Here is an 18,952-nt window from a genome sequence, read left to right as displayed (position 1 = left end):
GCCGCACGAAAAGGACCTGCTCAACAGGCACCTCGCCGTGCCGTCGACCCTACGCACTGGATCCGCGACCTGGATCCGCGACGTGACCTTCCGCGAAGACGCCCACCAGGCGCACACCGGCAACGGCCCCGCCGTTGCCGCCGTCCTGCGAAACACCGCTATCGGCTACCACCGCAGCAACGGCGAACCCAAGATCGCCAGAGCCACCAGACGCGCCAGCCGCCGCCCCGACGACCTCATCGACGTCGTGACCAGGAGTAACCCGACTACGCAATAGCCCTGCGGACCGCACGTCCCTCGGAGTCTTACCTGTCCTTACGTCCGGAGGCGGCAGGTCGCGGCAAGGAATGCAAGACTAACACGGGTCCGTCCAAAAGCCTGCCCAAATGGGCGAACCTCCACACCCGCTCATCTCCCATTTAAGCCTCCGAAAAGTCCAGGATTCTAGGATAGGAAAAGTCCAGGATTTCTGGGATAGTTTAGCCGCTCACGGGCATGGATGTCAATGTACGAGCTTGAGGGTTGACAGGAGATCTAGGACATGGGAACATCCAGGGAAATGGGGGAAAGCAATTAAGGAAATCTGTAGGATGGCTTGGGAGCTTCTTTAGGATTGTTCTCAAAGACGCCCTCCCGGGTCCGCGATATGATGATTATATGAAGATGGCCACGGCTTCTTGTGTGGAGTTGGTGCGACGGTGGGTCACCGCATTCATCACCATATAATTTTATAATCAGGTGGAAGATCGGGCGACTTCCCTCTAACCTAGGTGGCAAGCGCGGATCTGGAGAGCTGTCGCTTCTCAGGGCCCCGTATTTCGCTCATCTTGGCGTCCCCTACAGGGTCACCCCCCATCGGGCTGCACCCTCGAAGACATTTTTCCGCATTATCGCGCTCATCCATCAGCACGAAACCTTGCGCACTAAGTTTTCGGTTGATGAGCACGGGAATCCGGGACAAATCTTGTCCGCCGCAGGAGAATTTGTTATTGAAATATGGGATCAGAATGGGGAATCTTGGCGGGAGTTGCCGATGAGCTCGAAACTGAACTGACGCAATTTCCCTTCACAGGTTGTGGTGCTCGCCCCGGATCAACCGCTACTGCCTGACCCGCTTCACGAAGCGTGCTCGCAGTGGGGCCAGCTCAACCGTGAGTTCACGCCGCTGCACCGGCAGACCGCAGCTCTGCGGTGACCAGACGATCGAGGACGCTCTCAACAACGCAAAGAGACGTCAATGACGTCCGCAGGAAATGACCGTCCGGACCGCACGAGGCAGAAATGGACAGGTGGATATGGCGCGTGACATCAGGGTGTCGACGGTCGTAATGGCCCATCCCTCCCGACGGCATCAGGCCGAGCAGCTTCAGCGACGCCACGCCGATCTGGACATCCAGATCGTGCTGGATCCTGAACCCGACGGCGAACCGGCGACGCTGCGCACCGCGAAGCTGGCCTGGAACACCGTACGCGAGGACGCCACCCACCAGCTGGTGCTGCAACAGGACGTGCAGCTCTGTGTCGGCTTCACCGCGGCCATGCACCAGGCGCTCCGGGTGGCGCCGGAGGGTGCGATCGCCCTTCACGGCAACTGGGTCATGCCGACGGCACAGGCCGTCCGGCTGGCTGCATTCACCGGCGCATCCTGGACGCAGGTGGTCGACCCACGGTCGCCAACCCAAGCGCTCATCATACCGGCTCCGCTCGCCCGGCAGTTCGCCGGATACGCGGAACGATACTCCGACGACATGCCGGACAACCGCGCCATGTTCGAGTTTCTCATGGAGCACGGCCTGAAGACCTACATCGCGGTGCCCAACCTGGTCGAGCACCGCACGGGACAGAGTCTCCTGCTCAATGACCTGTTCCACGGCATCCGCAGCTCGGCCGTGTTCCCACTGGGACACGACCTCGGCGCAGAGCCGTTCAGCGGTGCCATCGCCGCGCCGCCCGCTGTGGCGCACATGGGCATGGGCGACTTCGAGTCGCTGTGCCACTACGAGCCGCTCGGCCGCGCGGAGCGGTCCACCATGAACATCAACGAGGTCCTGTTCCCGGCCGGGATGACGACACTTGAGCTCGAGGAGGCATTCGCCAGCGACCTCAACTACCATCCCGAGGCCGTCAAGACCGGCTTCGGCCCGAGCCTGCTGTTCCAGTTCTGGCTGACCAGCTTTACGCAGGGCATCATCGCCCGTGGCATGCTGGAGCCGGCCGGTACGACGACCTTCGACAAGCAGCTCGACACCGCGCCCTGGGCCAGGCTCGCGCTGGGTTCGTTCGCCGCCAGTTCGCTGCGGAGGACGTGCCCCGGCGAGACACTCCTCGACACTGCCGCGCGGATCACCCCGCTGTGCATCACGGGGATGCGCGCCGGCTTCGCCGCGATCGAGTCTTGGCCGGGTCTGCGGGCGCTGTGGGATCCTGACGAGAATGCCATCCGTCCAATGTGGAACGCCGGCACGAGGAAGAAGGCATCATGAACCTGAGCGTCGTCATCCCGACGTACGACGCCGGTCCGCAGGTGAGGCGGCTGCTGCTGTGCCTGGCGCAGTGCGAGCTCGACGCTGGCGACTCGCTCGAGGTCGTCGTGGTGGACGATGGCTCCGCCGACGGCACCGAGCACCTGATCGCCCGCCTGACGCTGCCCTACTCGCTGACGTACCTGTTCCTGCCGCGGACCCCGACTTCCGGCCGAGCCGCGGCCCGCAACGCCGGCATCAGCAAGGCATCCGGCGAGGTCGTGGTGATGGCCGACGCGGACCAGATCGTCGAGCCCGGCTTCATCGCCGCGCATGCCCGCTATCACCGGCTGCGCACCGACCTGGTGATGGCCGGTCCGCGGGGGGACCTGGGCGAGGGCGTGGTCGACGATGAGCGCCTCGCCCGAGAGTTCTCCCTCGATGCTATGCCCGAGATCGTCGGCTGGGACGGCCGCGAGCGCGTGATGGCCGAGTTCTCGCAGAACTTCAACAACCTCGCCACCCGCTGGCACTACGCGTTCAGCTGTAACCTGTCGGTGCGCCGTGAGCACCTGCTCGCGGTCGGCGGCTTCGACGAGAGGTTCGTTGGCTGGGGCCTGGAGGACTCGGAGCTGGGCTATCGACTGTATCGCCGAGGGCTGGCGTTCGCGTTCAACCCCATGGCGCTGGCGTACCAGACTAGGCGCGACGTCAACCCGGAAATGTTCACGCAGTGGCGCAGCAACCTCAATTACTTCATCGACAAGCATGAGCAAGCTGCCGAGGTCGCGATCCAGCAGGTCATCTGCCGGGCGTTCGACCCGGCGGACCGCAGCCTCGACTGGCTGGACTGCACGATTCGCATGGAGTTCGCCGCGCGGGCGCTGGCGGGCCGCCTGCGCGAGCCGATCGGCTACGAACTGGTCGAGGTTGACGACGCGAACGCCGCCGCGACGCTTGCCTCGCTGCCGGAGCTGGCAACCGAGCGTGACCTGGTCGTCATCGACGACACGGCCCAGGCGGTGCTGGCCGGACCGGTGCAGTGCATCACGACGGCACGCGAGCTGGAATACTTCCACCGCCCCTCCGCCGCCGCCCGGCAGCGGATCCTTACCTGCTACCGGTCCACCTGACCACCGACCGTGGAGCGTAGGCACGGCAGCGACCTGTCAGCAAGGTAGGCCGCACGGCGAGGTGCCCGTGGCCCGGCTCCGCCCATGACTGGCGACTGCGGAGTCCGGGGAACATCCCACGGCAGGCTTGATGCTGTGGGTGAACCGCAACAGGTCCAGCGGTGGGGGAGTGAGCACCCCCGCCGGACGCCAGCACGCGCTGCCAGTCCGGCGGCGTCATGTCCGCGGCGATGAGCCGGGCGGTGAAGTCGGCATGGTCGGTGAACGCGATGTACGGCAGCCCGAGCTCGACGGCGCGCCGGCAGGCGAGCGTCATGGACGTATAGGGCGCATCCCAGGAGCACTCGCTGTGCACGTGGCTGTCCGCGGGCGGTGGTACCGGAACGATCATTGGCGTCACTCCGCGATTCGCTGCCGGCGCAGGTCGGCCTGCGTGACCAGCCTCGCCCACATTCGGCCCCGTGTGCACCCCGGCAGCGGATCCGGTCCACAGTGGACATCGGCACGTCCGGTGTTCCGTTTGACGCTCCGCCGGACATGGTCGAAGATGCAAGTGAGCCCATGTATGGTGGTCGATTGAGGCATGCGCGCGACAGGGCGGGCGGCTCATTGAGCGACATCGGCGCAGCGCGGCAGTCGCTGCCGCGTGCCATCCGCCGCGACGACGCGGAAAGGCAGGCACAGGCGGACATGGCGCGTGACATTAGGGTGTCGACGGTGGTGATGACGCATCCGGACCGGAGGCACCAGGCCGAGCAGCTGCGGCGACGCCACCCCGATCTGGACATCCAGATCGTGCTCGATCCGCAGCCCTACGATCGGCCGGCGGCGCTGCGCACCGCGAAGCTGGCCTGGAACACGGTGCTGGCAGGCGCCACCCACCAACTCGTGTTGTAGCATGACGCGCAGCTCTGCAAAGGGTTCATCGATGCGCTGCACCAGGCCCTGCGGGTGGCGCCGGAGGGCGCGGTCGCCCTGCACGGCAACTGGGTGATGGCCACGTCACAGGCCGTCCGGCTGGCGGCGTTCACCGGCGCGTCCTGGATGCCGCTGGTCGACTCGTGGGTGCCGACCCAGGCACTGGTCTTGCCGGCTGCGTTGGCCCGGCAACTCGCCGGATACGCGGAGCGGTTCTCCGCCGACAAACCGGACAATCGCGCTGTGTTCGAGTTCCTCAAGGAGCGCGGCGTGCCGACCTACCTCGCGGTGCCAACCTCGTCGAGCACCACACATCGCAGAGCCTCCTGCTTAACGATCCGTTCCACGGCGTCCGCAGCTCGGCCGTGTTTCCGCTGCGTCACGAGCTCGGCGTTGAACCGTTCACCGGCGCGGTCGCCGCGCCGCGCGCCGTTGCTCACATGGGCATGGGCGACTTCGAATCGCTGTGCCACTATGAGCCGCTCGGCCGCGCGGAGCGGTCGACCATGAACATCAACGAGGTCCTCTTCCCGGCCGGCATGACGACGATCGGGCTCGAGGAGGCGTTCGTCAGTGACCTCGACTACCATCCCGAGGCGATCAGGACCGGCTTCGGCCGGAGCCTGCTGTTCCAGTTCTGGCTGACCAGTTTCACCCAGGGCATCATTGCCCGCGGCATGCTTGAGCCGGCCGATGCAACAACCTTCGACAAGCAGCTCGACACCGCGCCGTGGGCCAGGGTCGCGCTGGACTCGTTCGCCCCCGGAGCGCTGCGCAGGACGTGCCCCGGCGAGGCGCTCCTCGACACAACCGCGCGGGTCACTCCGCTGTGCAGCACCGGAATGCGCGCGGGTTTCGCCGCGGTCGAGTCCTGGCCGGGTCTGCGAGCGTTGTGGAACCCCGACGAGAACGACATCCGGCCGCGTTGGAACGCCGGCACGAGGAGGGAGACGCCGTGAACCTCAGCGTCGTCGTGCCGTCCTACAACGCGGGTCCACGGCTGCGGCGGCTGCTGTGCCTGGCCCAGTGCGAGCTCGATGCTGGGGACTCGCTCGAGGCCGTCGTGGTTGACGACGGCTCCACCGACGGCACCGGCGACCCGCTGGCCGGCCTCGCGCTGCCGTACCCGGTGTCGTAGATGTTCCTGCCGTGCATTCCCGTCTCCGGCCGGGCCGCAGCCCGCGACGCCGGCATCGGCAAGGCTTCCGGCGAGGTGGTGGTGGTGATGGTCGACGCCAACCAGATCGTCGAGCGCAGCTTCGTCACCGCTCATGCCCGCTACCATCGGCTGCGCACCGACCTGGTGGTGGCCGGCCCGCGGGGCGACCTGGTCGATGGCGTGCTTGACGATGAGCGCCTCGCCCTGGAGTCGTCCCGCGATGCGGTGCCGGCAGTCGTCGGCTGGGACGGCCGTGATCGCGTGATGGCCGCATTCTCCGAGAACTTCAACAACCTCGCCACCGGCTGGCACTACGCGTTCAGCTGCAACCTGTCGGTGCGCCGGAAGCATCTGGTGGCCGCCGGCGGCTTCGACGAGGAGTTTCGCGGCTGGGGTCTCGAGGACTGCGAGCTGGGCTATCGGCTGCACCGCCGGGGGCTGGCCTTCGCGTTCAACCCGAGGGCACTGGCATATCAGACCAGGCGCGAGGTCACCCCAGAGATGTTCGAGCAGTGGCGCGGCAACCTTCACCGTTTCATCGACAAGCACGGGTACGCGGCCGACGTCGCGGTTCAGCAGATCATCTGCCGCGCGTTCGACCCGGCCGACCGCAGCCTCGACTGGTTGGAATGCATGGTGCGCATGGAATTCGCCACCCGGGCGCTCGCCGGGCGGCTACCGGAGCCGGTCGGCTACGAGCTGGTCGACGTCAACGACGTCGACGCAGCCGCCACGCTCGCCCGGCTGCCGGAGCTGGCGGCGGAGCGGGACCTGGTCGTCATCGACAACACAGACGACGCGACGCTGTCGGGCCCGGTGCAGTGCATCACGACGGCGCGCGAGTTGGAGTACTTCCACCACCCCTCCGCGGCCGCAAGGCAGCGGATCTTCGCCCGCTACCGACTGGCATGACCCGGGTCAGGTACCGGCGAGGCGGGCGACGACCGGGGCCATCGCATCGAGCGCGGTATCCGGGATCGTGACCCGCGTCGCTCCCCACCGCTCACGCCGGGCAAGCAGGACTTCGGTGATCCGCTCCGGTGATCCGACGAGTAGGCTGGGGATCGCGTCGAGCTGGTCCTCGCGGATGCCGAAGGCGGCGCTGAGCCGCGTGATCGCCGCACCGGGGTGCGGCAGGACGTGGCATTCGTGGATGGCGAGGTCGATCTCTGGCCGCCCGGACCGGCCGGCAGCGGCGGTCTGGACCCAGCGAATCCGCTCGTCGATCTCCGCGTCCCAGTATGTGGATCGGCGGCCGTCGGGATGCCTGCTCGGCGCGATGCTGACCGTGTCGGCCCTGCGCGCCGCGAGCTCGATCAGCCGCCGCCGTGAGCCCCCGATCAGCAAGGGGATCGGGTTTGCCGGCGACGGCACGCTCGTGACATCGGAGACGGACAGATAGCTCCCCTCGTAGGCGACCGAACCGCCGGCGAGGAGCGCGCAGATGACGTCGACATACTCGACGAACCGCTCGAAGCGCTGCGGACGGGTGCCGAACGGTATCCCGGTCCGCGTGTAGTCGCTGCGCCGCCAGCCGGCACCGAGCCCGATCTCGGCGCGGCCGCCGCTGAGAGCGTCCAGTGTCGCGAACTCCTTGGCGAGGACGACCGGGTTGCGCAGGTCGTGACACATCACGTAAGTGCCGAGCCGGAGCGTTGTGGTGGCGGCGGCGGCCATGGCGAGGGAGGTGAACGGCGCGAGCCGCTGATGGATGTGGTCGGTCATCGCTAACAGGTCGTAGCCGGTGCCTTCGACCTTGCGCGTCAGCTCGCGCCATTCATGAGCGGTCCTTGTGCCGCCTGTCGCGACGCAAAAGCGGAACGGGGCGGACCCGCCGTCAGCCGACACCGGCGTCCGGCAACTCGGCGATTGCCACGGCGTGCCGCTGGATCACGTCGACCGCATGCGGGAGATAGCTGTCCGGGAAGCGGACGCTTTGCATGAGGCGGTGGCGTTGCACGTCGCGCTGGAACTCCTCGGAGGACAGATTCCGCGCGCGAAGATAGGCCACGCGGGTCTGAAAATACGCGATGTAGCGGTCGATCTGCTCCGGGTCGTCGCGCGAGGCGCTCCAGAAGATGCCGTACTTGCGGACTTTCTGCGATCCGTCCTGTGGAGTCCCGCGGTGCATCACACGGCCATCGAAGACGATGAGGTCGCCGGCCTTCGAGTCGATCGAGAGGATTTCCGGGTAAGCGCGGAGCAGGAATTCGTTGTCGGGGAATGAGCCGTCGGCCGCCCACCCGTGCGATCCCGGCCTGACGTCCAGACCGCCTCCGGCGCCGGGCAGGTTGTCCTGCAGATAGACGACGCACTGGACGTGCCTGAACCGCGGGTCGTAGAGGTGCCTCGCGTCAGGCAGGAACTTCGGGGAGAATCCGTTGTCGACATGCCACTCCGTGCGACGGTTGAGTCGGGCGACGTAGTTCGGGTAGTAGGCGAGGCTTCCGCCGAGCCAGACGGTCAGCGCCTGGATGACCCGCTCGTCGAAGACGAAGTTCATCTCAGGCATCCGCAGCAGCGCCGTGGCCTCGATCTCATTCTCGGCGTCGGCGTCGGCCAGCAGATAGGCGTCGCAGCGCGCCCGGGCCCGCTGGACCTCGTCTGCCGAAAGGACACCGCGAACCAGCAGGTAGCCATCCCTTTCCAGCAACGGGATTCCGCGATCCACGCTATCGAGCGTGATGCTTGGTGCGCTCATCGGTGGCCCCCCGGCTCCTGACCTGTCGCCACGCAACAACATCGACCGTCGGCTCTACCGTACACCGAGTCAAGCGCCACTTCCAAGGTGTGCCGACATACGCTGTCGAGCCCGTGATGGCAGGCCGATCCACGTTCGACGTTCGACGTTCGCAGTATTGATGGGAGCCGTTGGCTCGACCGGCGCGGCGCGGCGGTGATAATGTCGCGGTTCCAGGCCCGGCCTCAGATTTGGCGTGGCTCCACAACCACTGCCTCCGTGTTTGTCCTTGCCGGGCGCGGTCATGGGACGGGGGAGGAAATGATCGTTCTCGGCCTTGCGGGAGGCTTGGGCCACGACCCGGCGGCAGCATTGGTGATTGACGGCCGGCTGACGGCCCTCGCGGAGGAGGAACGGTTCACCCGGAAGCGGCATGCGTGGTTCGAGCTCCCGGTGGAAGCGACGGCCTACTGCCTGGCTTCCGCGGGCATCACGATGGCCGATGTCGATGTTGTCGCGACCAGTTGGATGGAGGCTGACCCGGCCAATGTTCAGCACGACATGCAGGCCGCGCTGCTCGCCCACCCGTACTTCGCCGGGGGCCGGCGACCTCGTTGGGAGCAGGTAACGCATCCGGTCGCGCACGCCGCGGCAGCCTACTTCACGTCTGGATTCGACGAGGCAACGATCATCAGCGCCGATGGAGTGGGCGACAGCATTGCCACGCTCATCGGCCACGCCCGTGGCAGCGCCATCACGGTGCTGCGCCGATTCCCGGTCAGCGACTCGTTGGGTCTCTTCTACGAGGGCTGCACCCGATATCTGGGCTTTCGTTTCGGGCAGGAGGGTAAGGTCATGGGCCTGGCTTCCTACGCCGAGCCCGACGAGGACTGGATGCCTTTCGCGCTGGACGAGGATGGCGGCTACCGCAGTGGCCTCAGCCCGCTCGGAGTGGACCGGCCGAACTACGGTCCACCGATCATCAACGCGTGGACGGCCCGGGTGGCGGAGCGTTTCGGGTCGCCGTCCCCGCCTCGCTACGCCTACAATCGGGCCACCGCGCGACTCGACCCCGCGGTGATTCCGGACGAACGGCAACAGCACGTGGCGGCCTCGGGTCAGCGGGTGCTCGAGCGGGTGCTGTTGCACCTGATTGCAGCAGCGGTGCGTGAAACAGGTTGCCGCAACGTCGTTCTCGGCGGAGGCGTGGCCCTCAACTGCACCGCCAACGGCGCCATCTGGCGGTCAGGGCTGATCGACCGGCTCGCGCTCTTCCCTGCGAGCGGTGACGCCGGCACCAGCGCCGGTGCAGCACTCGCGGTCGCCAACGTGGCCGGCGAACGCCACATGCAGGCGCTGGACTCCGCGAGCCTCGGCCCAGAGTTCCACGACGACGACATACGCGACGTCCTGCGGAACGCGGGCGTGTCCTACACCGATGTGGATGACATCACGGAGAGCGTCGCCGACCGGCTGGTCGACGGGCAGGTGGTCGCCTGGTTCCAGGGCCGCTCGGAGTTCGGTCCGCGTGCGCTGGGGAACCGTTCGATCCTGGCGTCACCGTCGCAGCGCCCGATGCACCGCCGCGTCAACGCCATCAAGAACCGCGAGCAGTGGCGCCCTCTGGCGCCCAGCCTCTCGTCTGCGGCCGCCGACAAGTACCTGGTCGATCCCGGACCGTCGCGTTTCATGATGTCCGCGTGTTCCGTCCGCGAACCCATGCGCGAGGAGATTCCGGCGGTGGTGCATGTCGACGGGTCCTGCCGTCCGCAGATTTTGGTGGACGGCGCTCCGGAGCGATTTCGCCGGCTGCTCGACCAGCTTGCCCTCCGCGGCCACCCCGAAGTCGTCCTCAACACGTCGTTCAACCTGGCCAACGAGCCGATCGTGCACTCGCCGAAGGACGCCCTGCGCGCGTTCTACACCTCCGGCCTCGACGCCTTGGCCATCGGATCGATGCTGGTGACCAAGCGCTAGGGTCTGGCCCTCACTCGAGGAGAGGAACGGAACATGAGCAATGGCTCCATCCCGCTTCGGGTCGCTCTGGCAGAGCGACACACCAACGACAGCCGCACGTACAAGATCCTGATGTCGATCGTCAGCGATACGCTCGAGTTCGCGATTCATCCGTCCGAGTTGCGCGCGGTCGCCAAGGCGCTCATCGAGCAGCTCGAGATCGGTCCTGACCTGGATTGGATCATCGGTTTCTCGCAGGGCGGAGTCCCGTTGGCGATCGCCGTGGCGTATGAACTCGACATCCCGCTCCTGATCGCCTACCGGTCGCAGATGCCACTGCCAGACGCGATCACATTCCGGGAGCCGCACGCTTTCGACGACACGTTCTACCTCTACGGGCTGACCCAGGGCACCGTGCTGCTGATCGACGATGAGGTCGACAACGGCAACACCTTGGCGAACGCTGTCATCGCGTTGCGCGACAATGGCATCCGAGTAGCCGATGTCGCGGCCGGTGTGGAGGCACTGCACAGTGGCGACTCGCGCGGCCGGCGACGCCTCGACGACTTAGGGCTGAACCTGAAGGCAGCGTGCAGGTTCGAGATCGACTCGCCAGCACCCGAATTTCTGCGGGGGACATGGACCGAGAAGGCGGCGGCCGCGAGACGCACCGAAGGTCTCCAGGCACGCTGATTAGGCACGCCCGTTGAGCAACCGCTCTAGGACGACCGCGACGCCGTCTTCCGCGCACGGTGGCGCCACGTCTGTGGCAGCCGCCTTCACGTCTGGATGACCGTCTTCCATTGCGAAGCTGCGACCGGCCCACCGCAGCATTGGAATGTCGTTCGGCATGTCGCCGAATGCCACCACCTCTTCACGCGGGATCCCCCGTTCGGCCGCGATCGCGGCCAGGGTGGAAGCCTTGTTGGTGCCCCATGCAGATAGCTCCAGGAGGTGCCGGCGGGGGTTGGCATGGACCGGATCGGCCACTCCGACGAGTTCGCGTCGGGCCGTGGTCAGCAGATCGTCCACCGAGGGGGGGTGATCGTAGGCGTCGGCGTGGACCCGGCACAGAATCTTAGTGACGGTCGGTTCGGCCGAGAGCAGATCTGTCAACGGTCCTTCCGCCAGCAAGTGCATAGGGTTGGCTTGCCGGAAATAGCCAGGCTCACACAGATAGCCCTCTATCGTGTCCAAGGCTAGGCTGACGCGCGGGAACAGGCGGCGCAGGATGCCTGCCGCGGCCGGGATTGCCGACGGCGAAAACGCGTTGATCTTCGTTACCCTGTCGGCGTCCAGGTCCAAGACTACGGCGCCATTGCTGCAGATAGCCTCACCGCGCCGGCCGGTCAGCGACACGACCGGCGCCATCGCGCGCACGTTCCGTGCGGTCACGAAGATCGTCTGGACGCCGAGACGGGCGCACATGTCCAATGTGGACAACGTGCGTCGCGAGATGGAGCCATCGTGTCGCACGATCGTGCCATCCAGGTCACATGCGACCAGCAACACCACGGCCTCCCTCGACGCATGCGCTCATCACCGGGGTTTACGACCGAGCACCACTTCAGTATCGCCGGGCCAGTCCCAGAAGACGCCCTCGGGAGATCGGGCCTTCAGCAGCTTACGCACCTCGCCGGCGAACGCCTGGACGCGGTCGCCGAACAGGTGCGGCGCGGAGAACGATGTCGAGAAGTAGCCGGACAGCACGCTTTCGATGTCCCGCACGAGATCGGGAACGCCGGGAGCGAAGATCACCTGCGGCGTGCCGAACCTGGTGCGCGCAAGGGCTTCGTCGACCCCGGGCGTCCGGACCGGTGCGCTGCCTCGGCCCGCTCGCTTGGTCGATCCGAGATACTTCTCCACCAACGCCAGGATCCGCGTGGGGGATCGGCGGTGGCCCGGGGCTCGGCGGAACGGCCCGTCCCTCGACGGTGTGCTTGACCAAGGCCACGACGCCCCCGGCACCAACATGTCATACACCGGCTCACCAACTCGAACCTGGTCGGTTCAGTGGAATGACTAGCCGAAGGTGACCACGCGGTAAGGTCCCGGTGTGGCCTCGGGAAGCTGCTCCGCCTGCGCCTGAACCCAAACGATGTCGGCGATGCCCTGTCGCTCCGCGGCCCGGCGGCCCTCGGCGAGCATCGCCGCATCCGGGTCAAGGCCGACAGCTTCCTCGAACAGGTGCGCCAGTCGCACCGTGAGGCTGCCAGGGCCGCACCCGACGTCGAGGAGCCTCCCGCTGCCATCCAAATCGAGCTCCTGCGTGAGGAGCTTCTCAAGCTGAGGTGAGTAGCCGGGTCTACCGTAGCGATAGTGGACAGCCGCGCCCGCAAAGGTCGAGTCGTCGTAGCCCATCGTCGCAGAATACCAGTGGGCCCGGGAGTCGGCAGACAGGGGCCGCCGTTACGGTGACTGTCCATTATGGACATCGTTCGACTTTTTCGTCGATGTTTCGTATGCAGGTCGCAGGCGATCGCGACAGCGATGCACCAGGCTTGGTTGAAGGCGAGGTAGTAGGACGGTAGCCGGGTCAGGCCGAGGTGTTTCGCGTCTTTGATGACAGTTTCCACCCTGGCGTGGCTGCGGTGGAAGGCGTCCAGTTTCGGGTAGTGGTGGCCGGGCAGGTCGGTCGCGACGGCCTCGAAGCGTTGCCCGCGACGTTGCTCGATCTCGGAGGCCGGACATCGGAACTATGGGGTGAAAGCCAACAGTTGCTTGACGAGCCGGACGATGCTCTCCGCAGAGAACTCGAGCTCGGCGAGCAGTTCGGCGCGCGAGCCGTGTGGAAGAAACTCGTCGGGCAGCGTATGGCTGCCGACACGCGTGTACCGGTCGGCCTGCCGGCTGTGCAGTTCGTAGGCGAGGTGCGGAGCGATCCCGCTGTACGCGCTCACTTCCTCGACCGTCACGGCGAGCGGCACTGTGCCCGCATGGCGAACCAGTGCCGAATCGATCGGGTGTGTCCGCCTGAGCCGCCACACCGAGCAATCGATCGACTGCTCGGCGAGAATGTCCGCCGCAGTGAGGGTGAACGCTGTGGTCGAGCCGTAGCCGACCAGACAGGCATCCCTACCGGCCCGGACCAATCCAGACGCTACCGCGGGACCGGGCGACGCCTTCGGGTAACGGATGGCCACCGGACCGTGGTCGCGAGCCAGCAGATCGCGCACGAGATGTTGCAGATCCTCGGCGCTTGCTGGACAGAAGATCTCGATACCCGGGATCGCTCGCAGCATCCCGACGTCGAACATCCCGTGGTGTGACGGTCCGTCCGGCCCAGTTAACCCGGCCCTGTCCAGCAGGAAGACGACCGGCAGGTGATGCAGCGCAACGTCGTTGAGGACCTGGTCCAGGGCCCGGGTGAGGAAAGTCGCTACGACGGGGAAGAACGGCCGTCGTCCTTGACTCGCCAGCCCAGCAGCCATCGCCACGCAGGCCTGCTCGGCGATACCGAGGTCGTGGTGCCGGTTCGGGAAGCGATGCTTGAACTCGTCCAGCCCGACCGTGCCTGACATAGCCGCGGTGAGTGCGTGCACGCGCGGGTCGCCGGCCGCGGCTTCGCACAGAACCCGGCCGGCGATCTCTGACCAGGACATCCCACCGGACCCGCCGCCCGCATGCGCGTGTGGCGTCACGTCGTGCATGCGCTTAGCGCCATCGGCGAGCGCCGCAGGCCAACCGGAGCCCTTTTGAGTACGCACGTGCACGACACACGGCAGTGAATCGTTCAGGGCCTGCGCGAACATGGCATCGAGTGCGCGAATGTCATGGCCGTCGACCGGTCCGTGATAGACGAATCCCAGCGACCGGAAGAAGGCGGCAGGATTCGCAGTCGTCGCCGCGCCGTCGATCGGCTCACCGAAGGTCAGATGCGAAGGAGTAGGTGCATACGAACGGCCATTATCGTTCACAACCACGATGACCGGCGCCCGCTGGTAGCCGATGGCGTTCAACGCCTCAAACGCCACACCACCAATAACTGCTCCGTCGCCGACCACGACCACCGTTGGACGTTCGACGGCAACCGCGACACCGTACGCCCAGCCGGGCCCGACCGAAGCATGGCTGTTCTCCAGCAGGTCATGCCGCGACTCCGATCGACTCGGAAAACCCGACAGGCCTTCCCGGGTCCGCAAGCTGCCGAACCGACCCGCACGGCCAGTCAAGATCTTGTGGGTGTACGACTGATGACCGGTATCCCAGATGATTCGGGTCTGCGGAGACCTAAATGCGCGGTGCAAGGCGATGGTCAGCTCAACACTACTGAGGTTCGCGCCGAGATGACCGCCCGTCTGGACGATGGTTCGTACCAGGAAGGCCCGGATCTGCGCGGCCAGGTCCGCGCACTGAGCGAGGCTCAGGTTCGCCAGCTCCTCCAGCTCAGGCACGTCGCCGAGAAGGAGATCGACGGCGTCGGCGGTCCTCTGAGTCATCCGGCGTCCAACCCGAACAGGGCGACGCGCAATCGACCGGCGTCTTCGAAGACCCGGATAGCGTCCAAGCCGGTGACCACGGCGTCCGCGGCGGTCAGCGACTCTCGCGCATGCGTTGTCGTAACCGCGACCGAGCGGATGCCGGCGGCCCGCGCCGCTTCGATGCCGGCCGGCGCGTCCTCGACAGCGATCGCGTCACCGGCGTCGACGCCGAGCCGCCACAGAGCACGCAGATAGCCTTCTGGGTCAGGCTTGCCCGACGCAACATCCTCGTCCGTGACTAGTACACTCGGCGTCGGCAGACCGCCGGCGGCCAAGCGTGCGGCAGCCATCCCCCGAGAACATCCGGTCACCACGGCCCACTGTGGCGGACTCAGATCCTCGATCAGCCGTGCCGCACCGGCCATCGGGTAGGCCGGCTCCGGATCAAGTTCTTGGATCCGGAGCACCCGTTGGATATGTTTGTGCAGTTCGTCGGCCGAGACGTCGGGTAAAAGGTGCAGGATCGTTGCCGCCGCCGAACGGCCGTGCACGACGCTTGGAATCTCGTCGGCTGGCACGCCGGCCCACCGTGCCCAGTCTTGCCACCCGCGCAGCACGGCGGCAGCCGAGTCGACCAGCGTACCGTCCAGGTCGAGCAGCAAGACCGAACAGCTGCCGCTCCAGACCGGCGCGGCCGCGTCCTCGAAGTCCAGGCTCATCCGACACTCACCGGCGCCTGCTGTTCGAAACCGTGCACGACCCAGATCCCCCGCCAGGCCGACGGGTCGGCGGGGAGCACCAGCTCTACCAGCGCAGGACCGCGTACCGCGCTCGCCCGCCGAAGGGCTGCAGTCAGCTCGGCGACTGCCTCGTCCACAACGTCGAGCTGCTCTCCGACCGACACGGCGACGCGTTCCGTGTGCACTCCAAGCGCCCCGGCAACCTCGCTGTAGCGGAACTGCGGGGCATTGTCGAGATAGCGGCGGGGTATGTCGCCGTAGCTGGCCACGGCCTGCTTCTTGAGCGACACGGACTCGCCGTTGTTGCATACCAGGATCACGAAATCGGCCCGCTCGTCCACGGCGGCCACGAGGGCCTGATAGGAGTTGGTGAACGCCTGATCGCCTAATATGCAGAGCACTTGGGCGGACGGCTCGCCGAGCGCCAGGCCGACGGCATACCCCAGGCCGGCTCCGACGAATCCGCCGTGTCCACCGAAGACCCGTAGCCCCCCCGGCAGTTCGTCGTAGTGCTCGCAGACGAGTCCACCGAACATCGAGCTGTCGTCGACCATGACCGGACGTGACCAGCTGCCGAGCAGATCAGAGATTGCCCTCACGATCCGGTGGCGGGCCTCCTGGACGTTCCGGGTGGCCTGCTCCGGGCCGATAGTGCTCTGCGTCCGAAGCTCGGCAAGCGACCAGGGCAGCGGCACGTCAGTCCCACCCCGGGTGTCGAGGGCATCGGCGAACGCTGTAAGTACAGCAGTGGGATCCCCTTCGACCATTAGATCGTCGTCGCTGAGGTATTCGTTCTTCAGCACCTTGGCCGTATCTGTGGTGATCGCGATCTTTCGACAGGTCGGTAGGTTCCCGACGACACGCTGGTAAATGTTGCGGTCCTCCACCGTGATGAACAAATCGCACTCGTCGAGCATGGCCCGGTGCGCGGAGCTGTATTGGTTGAGCCAGCCCGCAAAATGCTCCACCTCGCCGAACTGGAGCCGCTCGAACAGCATCAGTCCGCGCCGGTAGCGAAGCTGAACGACCGCGGCACCGAGTAGCCGACTGAACCGGTCGAGCGCCGTCCGGATGCCCTCACTGCGCAACGCGTAGTCATCGATCAAGATGACCGGCCGCCGGGACGCCCGAAGAATCCCCATCACCCCGGCGTCGAGCTCCAACCCGTCGTCCACTTGCGGCGTGGCCTCGTCCAGAACCGACAGCGGAACCCACCGGGCTTCCGACACGTCCTGCGGGATGCCGAACAGCACCGGCCCCCACGGCTTGCGGGCGGCGGTAGCGATGGCCTCGCGAAGCTTGCCCGCGAGGGTCGCTGCCGCGGTCACCCGCTCGCCGGCGTCGATTGGCACGGCGGGCGCCTCCCAATTCCATCGGGCGAACGCGCCCAGCGTCTCCAGCAGGTCGGGCTCGTTGTGCGGGGGGAGGAATTGGCTCGATCCGGTGGAGGCGAGCCCCACGATGAAGACGGTGCCGACCTCGTTGCGTCGGGCATCGGCCAGGGCGCCGGCGGCGTTGGTGAGGCCACGCGCACCATGCAGGATGGCAGCGCCGGTGTTGGGTCTGATCAGTGATGCGCCAGCGGCCATGAAAGCGCTTTCCTTATCACCACGACCGTTCGTAAGGGTGATGCCCGGGATCTCCTCAATTGCGTCGCACAGCGGCAGTTCGGAAGTGCCGGCATAGCCGAAGACCCGCTCGACGCCGGAGGCGGCAAGCAGCACGCCCACCAGCTCACCCGCGGTTAGCAGAATGTCGGGATCGCTCAGTCGGTCGACCACGGCATCGGCCCGCGCTCCGAGGCTTGCCTCCGATGCCGTCGGTTCCAGCCGCCGCAGAGTCCGTTCCACGGCCGCACGTGCCGGTGGGCGCCCGGCGGCTAACAGGCAGGCGCACTGCAGCACATCCAGATCGCCCGTCGGCTTGCGGAAAGCCCGGAGGACCGCCTCCTCTGGGGTATCACCGTTTGACTCGATCGCATCGAAGATGTTGTCGGCCAGGGTTCGCTGGATCACGGCCATGTTTACTCCCCACATTCATCGCGTCGGATCGAATTGACCACAGTGGTTGGGCGGATGGCCGAGCAGTTCGACGTCGCAGTGCCGGAACTTGTCCTTGATGCATGGCAGCACCGAGGTTGTGCCCTGCCACTCCGGGTCCCAGTCCCGGAAGTGAGGCAGGTGATAGCAGACGAGTTCCGCATCGAAGCGGAAGTGGCCGGGTTCGCAGCCGACGTGCCGGAAGACCCGGTAGACGAACTCGTTGTCCTCGTAGGCCGGGCCGACCAGGGCCTCGTCAAACTTGCCCTCCCTGCGAAAGGTCTCGGCAGAGATAGACATGTTGTGCGTAGCGACTAACAGCCACAGCGTCCGCGGGTAGTAGTCGATTTCGTGGTCCGACAGGCCACGAGCATCGCGCTTGTCCTCCTCGAACGGCACAGGGTCGTTGGCTGACGTGCCCTCGGCGATCTCGCTGAAGCTCCACCAGCTCATCTCGACACGCCGACTTATGACTAGCGCACCGGGATACTTGGCGAACGAGCGCTGATGCCGGGCTATCAGATCACGCGGTGCCCAGGAATCGCCATCCAGGATCACCGGGTGGTCGCCGGACGCCACAGAGGCGCCGCGATTGCGGGATGCGGCTCGGCCGAGGCTCCGCTCGCTGCTGGCCAGCTTGAGGTAGAGCCGGTCGGCGAAGCTCCGGGCGACCTCGGCGGTCCGACCGGTCGACGCATCGTCGGCTATCACGACTTCGAACTCGGCGACGCCGTCTTGCTGGCCGGCAAGGGCGCGAGGTGTCCAGTCTAGGTAGTCGGGCTGGTTGCGGACCGGGATTACCACCGAGGTAGCCACGGTGGAGTCCTTTCTAACAGGCACGATTTAGCTGCTGCGGGCAGTACCTGGCCGCAGCAGCGAGGCGCCTTCCAGTTAGTCATGTGGAACGTCAAACGCCGGGCTTCGAATCGTTGCCCCTCCGTCGGTAACGAGGAATATCCGATAGGATGTTGCCGCTTAGTAATTTGATTCATTGAGAGGATTGCCAACCGGTACTCGTGAATGCCTCCCCGATCGACCGGATTCCGTGAATGGTTCCAAGCAATCCACCACTACGTGGCCACCACATTAGATGCCGGTAGCCTGCCACGCACCCGTCGCCGATCGCCGAGGCCGAGTTGCGCGGACGCGTGCCGGACGGCTGGCGGGAATGCTCGGGCCGGCGGGATTTCGCAGCGTCGGCGAAACATGCTGAAGAAGCCATTTCCGAACGCGCGGAAGCGTGAGCGAGCGCATTGCCGTCCCCCGATTGACGAAGCCTTAACCCATCAAAGGGTACCAATGCAAGCAAGGGCGAACAAGTAGCCGGCTCAACGTAAGTACTCGGAAATCCTGTGAAGGGCATGCCGATGGCCGGCGTGGCCGAGTCGCCGCGCCGGGGTGGGCGTGTTGGTGTGGGGGTAGGTCGGCGTGGGGTGGTGGCGAG

General features: G+C 66.2%; 19 protein-coding genes. 9 read left to right on the top strand and 10 right to left on the bottom strand.

What is annotated here, in order from left to right:
• Nucleotides 1-82: 82 nt before the first annotated feature.
• From AB0M46_RS38760 to AB0M46_RS38750, 3 genes are all read left to right on the top strand, one after another.
• Entirely contained in the window at nucleotides 83-277 is a 195-nt protein-coding gene (locus AB0M46_RS38760; protein ID WP_363344636.1) for a hypothetical protein, read from the top strand.
• Between the two features lie 1,018 nt (nucleotides 278-1,295).
• Nucleotides 1,296-2,483, top strand: coding sequence for a hypothetical protein (locus AB0M46_RS38755; protein ID WP_363344634.1), 1,188 nt, complete (start codon nucleotides 1,296-1,298; stop codon nucleotides 2,481-2,483).
• Nucleotides 2,480-3,595 carry a glycosyltransferase gene (locus AB0M46_RS38750; protein ID WP_363344632.1) on the top strand — a complete coding sequence of 372 codons (1,116 nt, stop codon included), beginning with the start codon at nucleotides 2,480-2,482 and terminating at the stop codon, nucleotides 3,593-3,595. Before AB0M46_RS38755 ends, AB0M46_RS38750 begins: the two co-directional genes overlap by 4 nt.
• Here the strand turns inward: AB0M46_RS38750 and AB0M46_RS38745 are convergent.
• Nucleotides 3,573-3,986 (bottom strand): PHP domain-containing protein, encoded by a 414-nt coding sequence (locus tag AB0M46_RS38745; RefSeq protein WP_363344630.1) that lies wholly within the window; start codon nucleotides 3,984-3,986, stop codon nucleotides 3,573-3,575. The two genes, AB0M46_RS38750 and AB0M46_RS38745, sit on opposite strands and share 23 nt — an antisense overlap.
• A 101-nt stretch (nucleotides 3,987-4,087) precedes the next feature.
• Between AB0M46_RS38745 and AB0M46_RS38740 the strand changes: the two genes are divergently transcribed.
• The 4 genes from AB0M46_RS38740 (at nucleotide 4,088) to AB0M46_RS38725 (ending at nucleotide 6,584) form a co-directional block, all read left to right on the top strand.
• Nucleotides 4,088-4,492 carry a hypothetical protein gene (locus AB0M46_RS38740; RefSeq protein ID WP_363344628.1) on the top strand — a complete coding sequence of 135 codons (405 nt, stop codon included), beginning with the start codon at nucleotides 4,088-4,090 and terminating at the stop codon, nucleotides 4,490-4,492.
• Nucleotides 4,493-4,878: 386 nt separating this feature from the next.
• Complete coding sequence (locus AB0M46_RS38735) at nucleotides 4,879-5,472, top strand: hypothetical protein (RefSeq protein ID WP_363344626.1); 594 nt, start codon at nucleotides 4,879-4,881, stop codon at nucleotides 5,470-5,472.
• Nucleotides 5,469-5,651: a glycosyltransferase gene (locus AB0M46_RS38730; protein WP_363344624.1), complete on the top strand. Its 183-nt coding sequence runs from the start codon at nucleotides 5,469-5,471 to the stop codon at nucleotides 5,649-5,651. Before AB0M46_RS38735 ends, AB0M46_RS38730 begins: the two co-directional genes overlap by 4 nt.
• Entirely contained in the window at nucleotides 5,652-6,584 is a 933-nt protein-coding gene (locus AB0M46_RS38725; protein ID WP_363344622.1) for a galactosyltransferase-related protein, read from the top strand.
• Between the two features lie 6 nt (nucleotides 6,585-6,590).
• Here AB0M46_RS38725 and AB0M46_RS38720 read toward each other — a convergent pair whose 3' ends face one another.
• Both AB0M46_RS38720 and AB0M46_RS38715 read right to left on the bottom strand, forming a co-directional pair.
• Complete coding sequence (locus AB0M46_RS38720; protein ID WP_363344620.1) at nucleotides 6,591-7,520, bottom strand: TIGR03621 family F420-dependent LLM class oxidoreductase; 930 nt, start codon at nucleotides 7,518-7,520, stop codon at nucleotides 6,591-6,593.
• Nucleotides 7,510-8,373 carry a phytanoyl-CoA dioxygenase family protein gene (locus tag AB0M46_RS38715; RefSeq protein ID WP_363344618.1) on the bottom strand — a complete coding sequence of 288 codons (864 nt, stop codon included), beginning with the start codon at nucleotides 8,371-8,373 and terminating at the stop codon, nucleotides 7,510-7,512. The genes AB0M46_RS38720 and AB0M46_RS38715 overlap by 11 nt, the downstream gene beginning before the upstream one ends.
• A gap of 300 nt (nucleotides 8,374-8,673) precedes the next feature.
• Here AB0M46_RS38715 and AB0M46_RS38710 point away from each other — a divergent pair, with 300 nt between their 5' ends.
• Both AB0M46_RS38710 and AB0M46_RS38705 read left to right on the top strand, forming a co-directional pair.
• The gene (locus AB0M46_RS38710) at nucleotides 8,674-10,329 is read left to right on the top strand and encodes a carbamoyltransferase C-terminal domain-containing protein (protein ID WP_363344616.1); all 1,656 of its coding nucleotides are present in this window, start codon (nucleotides 8,674-8,676) and stop codon (nucleotides 10,327-10,329) included.
• A gap of 33 nt (nucleotides 10,330-10,362) precedes the next feature.
• Complete coding sequence (locus tag AB0M46_RS38705; RefSeq protein WP_363344614.1) at nucleotides 10,363-11,001, top strand: phosphoribosyltransferase; 639 nt, start codon at nucleotides 10,363-10,365, stop codon at nucleotides 10,999-11,001.
• On the opposite strand, the gene AB0M46_RS38700 is transcribed toward AB0M46_RS38705, so the two are convergent.
• The 7 genes from AB0M46_RS38700 to AB0M46_RS38670 form a co-directional block, all read right to left on the bottom strand.
• The gene (locus AB0M46_RS38700) at nucleotides 11,002-11,820 is read right to left on the bottom strand and encodes an HAD family hydrolase (protein WP_363344612.1); all 819 of its coding nucleotides are present in this window, start codon (nucleotides 11,818-11,820) and stop codon (nucleotides 11,002-11,004) included.
• A gap of 27 nt (nucleotides 11,821-11,847) precedes the next feature.
• The gene (locus tag AB0M46_RS38695) at nucleotides 11,848-12,174 is read right to left on the bottom strand and encodes a hypothetical protein (RefSeq protein ID WP_363344610.1); all 327 of its coding nucleotides are present in this window, start codon (nucleotides 12,172-12,174) and stop codon (nucleotides 11,848-11,850) included.
• Nucleotides 12,175-12,330: 156 nt separating this feature from the next.
• Nucleotides 12,331-12,669, bottom strand: coding sequence for a class I SAM-dependent methyltransferase (locus tag AB0M46_RS38690; protein ID WP_363344608.1), 339 nt, complete (start codon nucleotides 12,667-12,669; stop codon nucleotides 12,331-12,333).
• A 335-nt stretch (nucleotides 12,670-13,004) separates the two neighbouring features.
• Nucleotides 13,005-14,747 (bottom strand): 1-deoxy-D-xylulose-5-phosphate synthase, encoded by a 1,743-nt coding sequence (locus AB0M46_RS38685; protein ID WP_363344606.1) that lies wholly within the window; start codon nucleotides 14,745-14,747, stop codon nucleotides 13,005-13,007.
• Nucleotides 14,744-15,448 (bottom strand): HAD-IA family hydrolase, encoded by a 705-nt coding sequence (locus AB0M46_RS38680; RefSeq protein WP_363344604.1) that lies wholly within the window; start codon nucleotides 15,446-15,448, stop codon nucleotides 14,744-14,746. Before AB0M46_RS38680 ends, AB0M46_RS38685 begins: the two co-directional genes overlap by 4 nt.
• Nucleotides 15,445-17,490, bottom strand: coding sequence for a thiamine pyrophosphate-binding protein (locus AB0M46_RS38675; protein WP_363344602.1), 2,046 nt, complete (start codon nucleotides 17,488-17,490; stop codon nucleotides 15,445-15,447). Before AB0M46_RS38675 ends, AB0M46_RS38680 begins: the two co-directional genes overlap by 4 nt.
• Nucleotides 17,491-17,505: 15 nt before the next feature.
• The gene (locus AB0M46_RS38670; protein ID WP_363344600.1) at nucleotides 17,506-18,324 is read right to left on the bottom strand and encodes a glycosyltransferase; all 819 of its coding nucleotides are present in this window, start codon (nucleotides 18,322-18,324) and stop codon (nucleotides 17,506-17,508) included.
• Nucleotides 18,325-18,952 lie beyond the last annotated feature (628 nt).

Source organism: Dactylosporangium sp. NPDC051485 (assembly GCF_040682015.1).
Lineage (GTDB): Bacteria > Actinomycetota > Actinomycetes > Mycobacteriales > Micromonosporaceae > Dactylosporangium.
The sequence above is the reverse complement of the archived record's forward strand: the minus strand, read 5'-3'. Positions and strand labels throughout refer to the sequence as shown.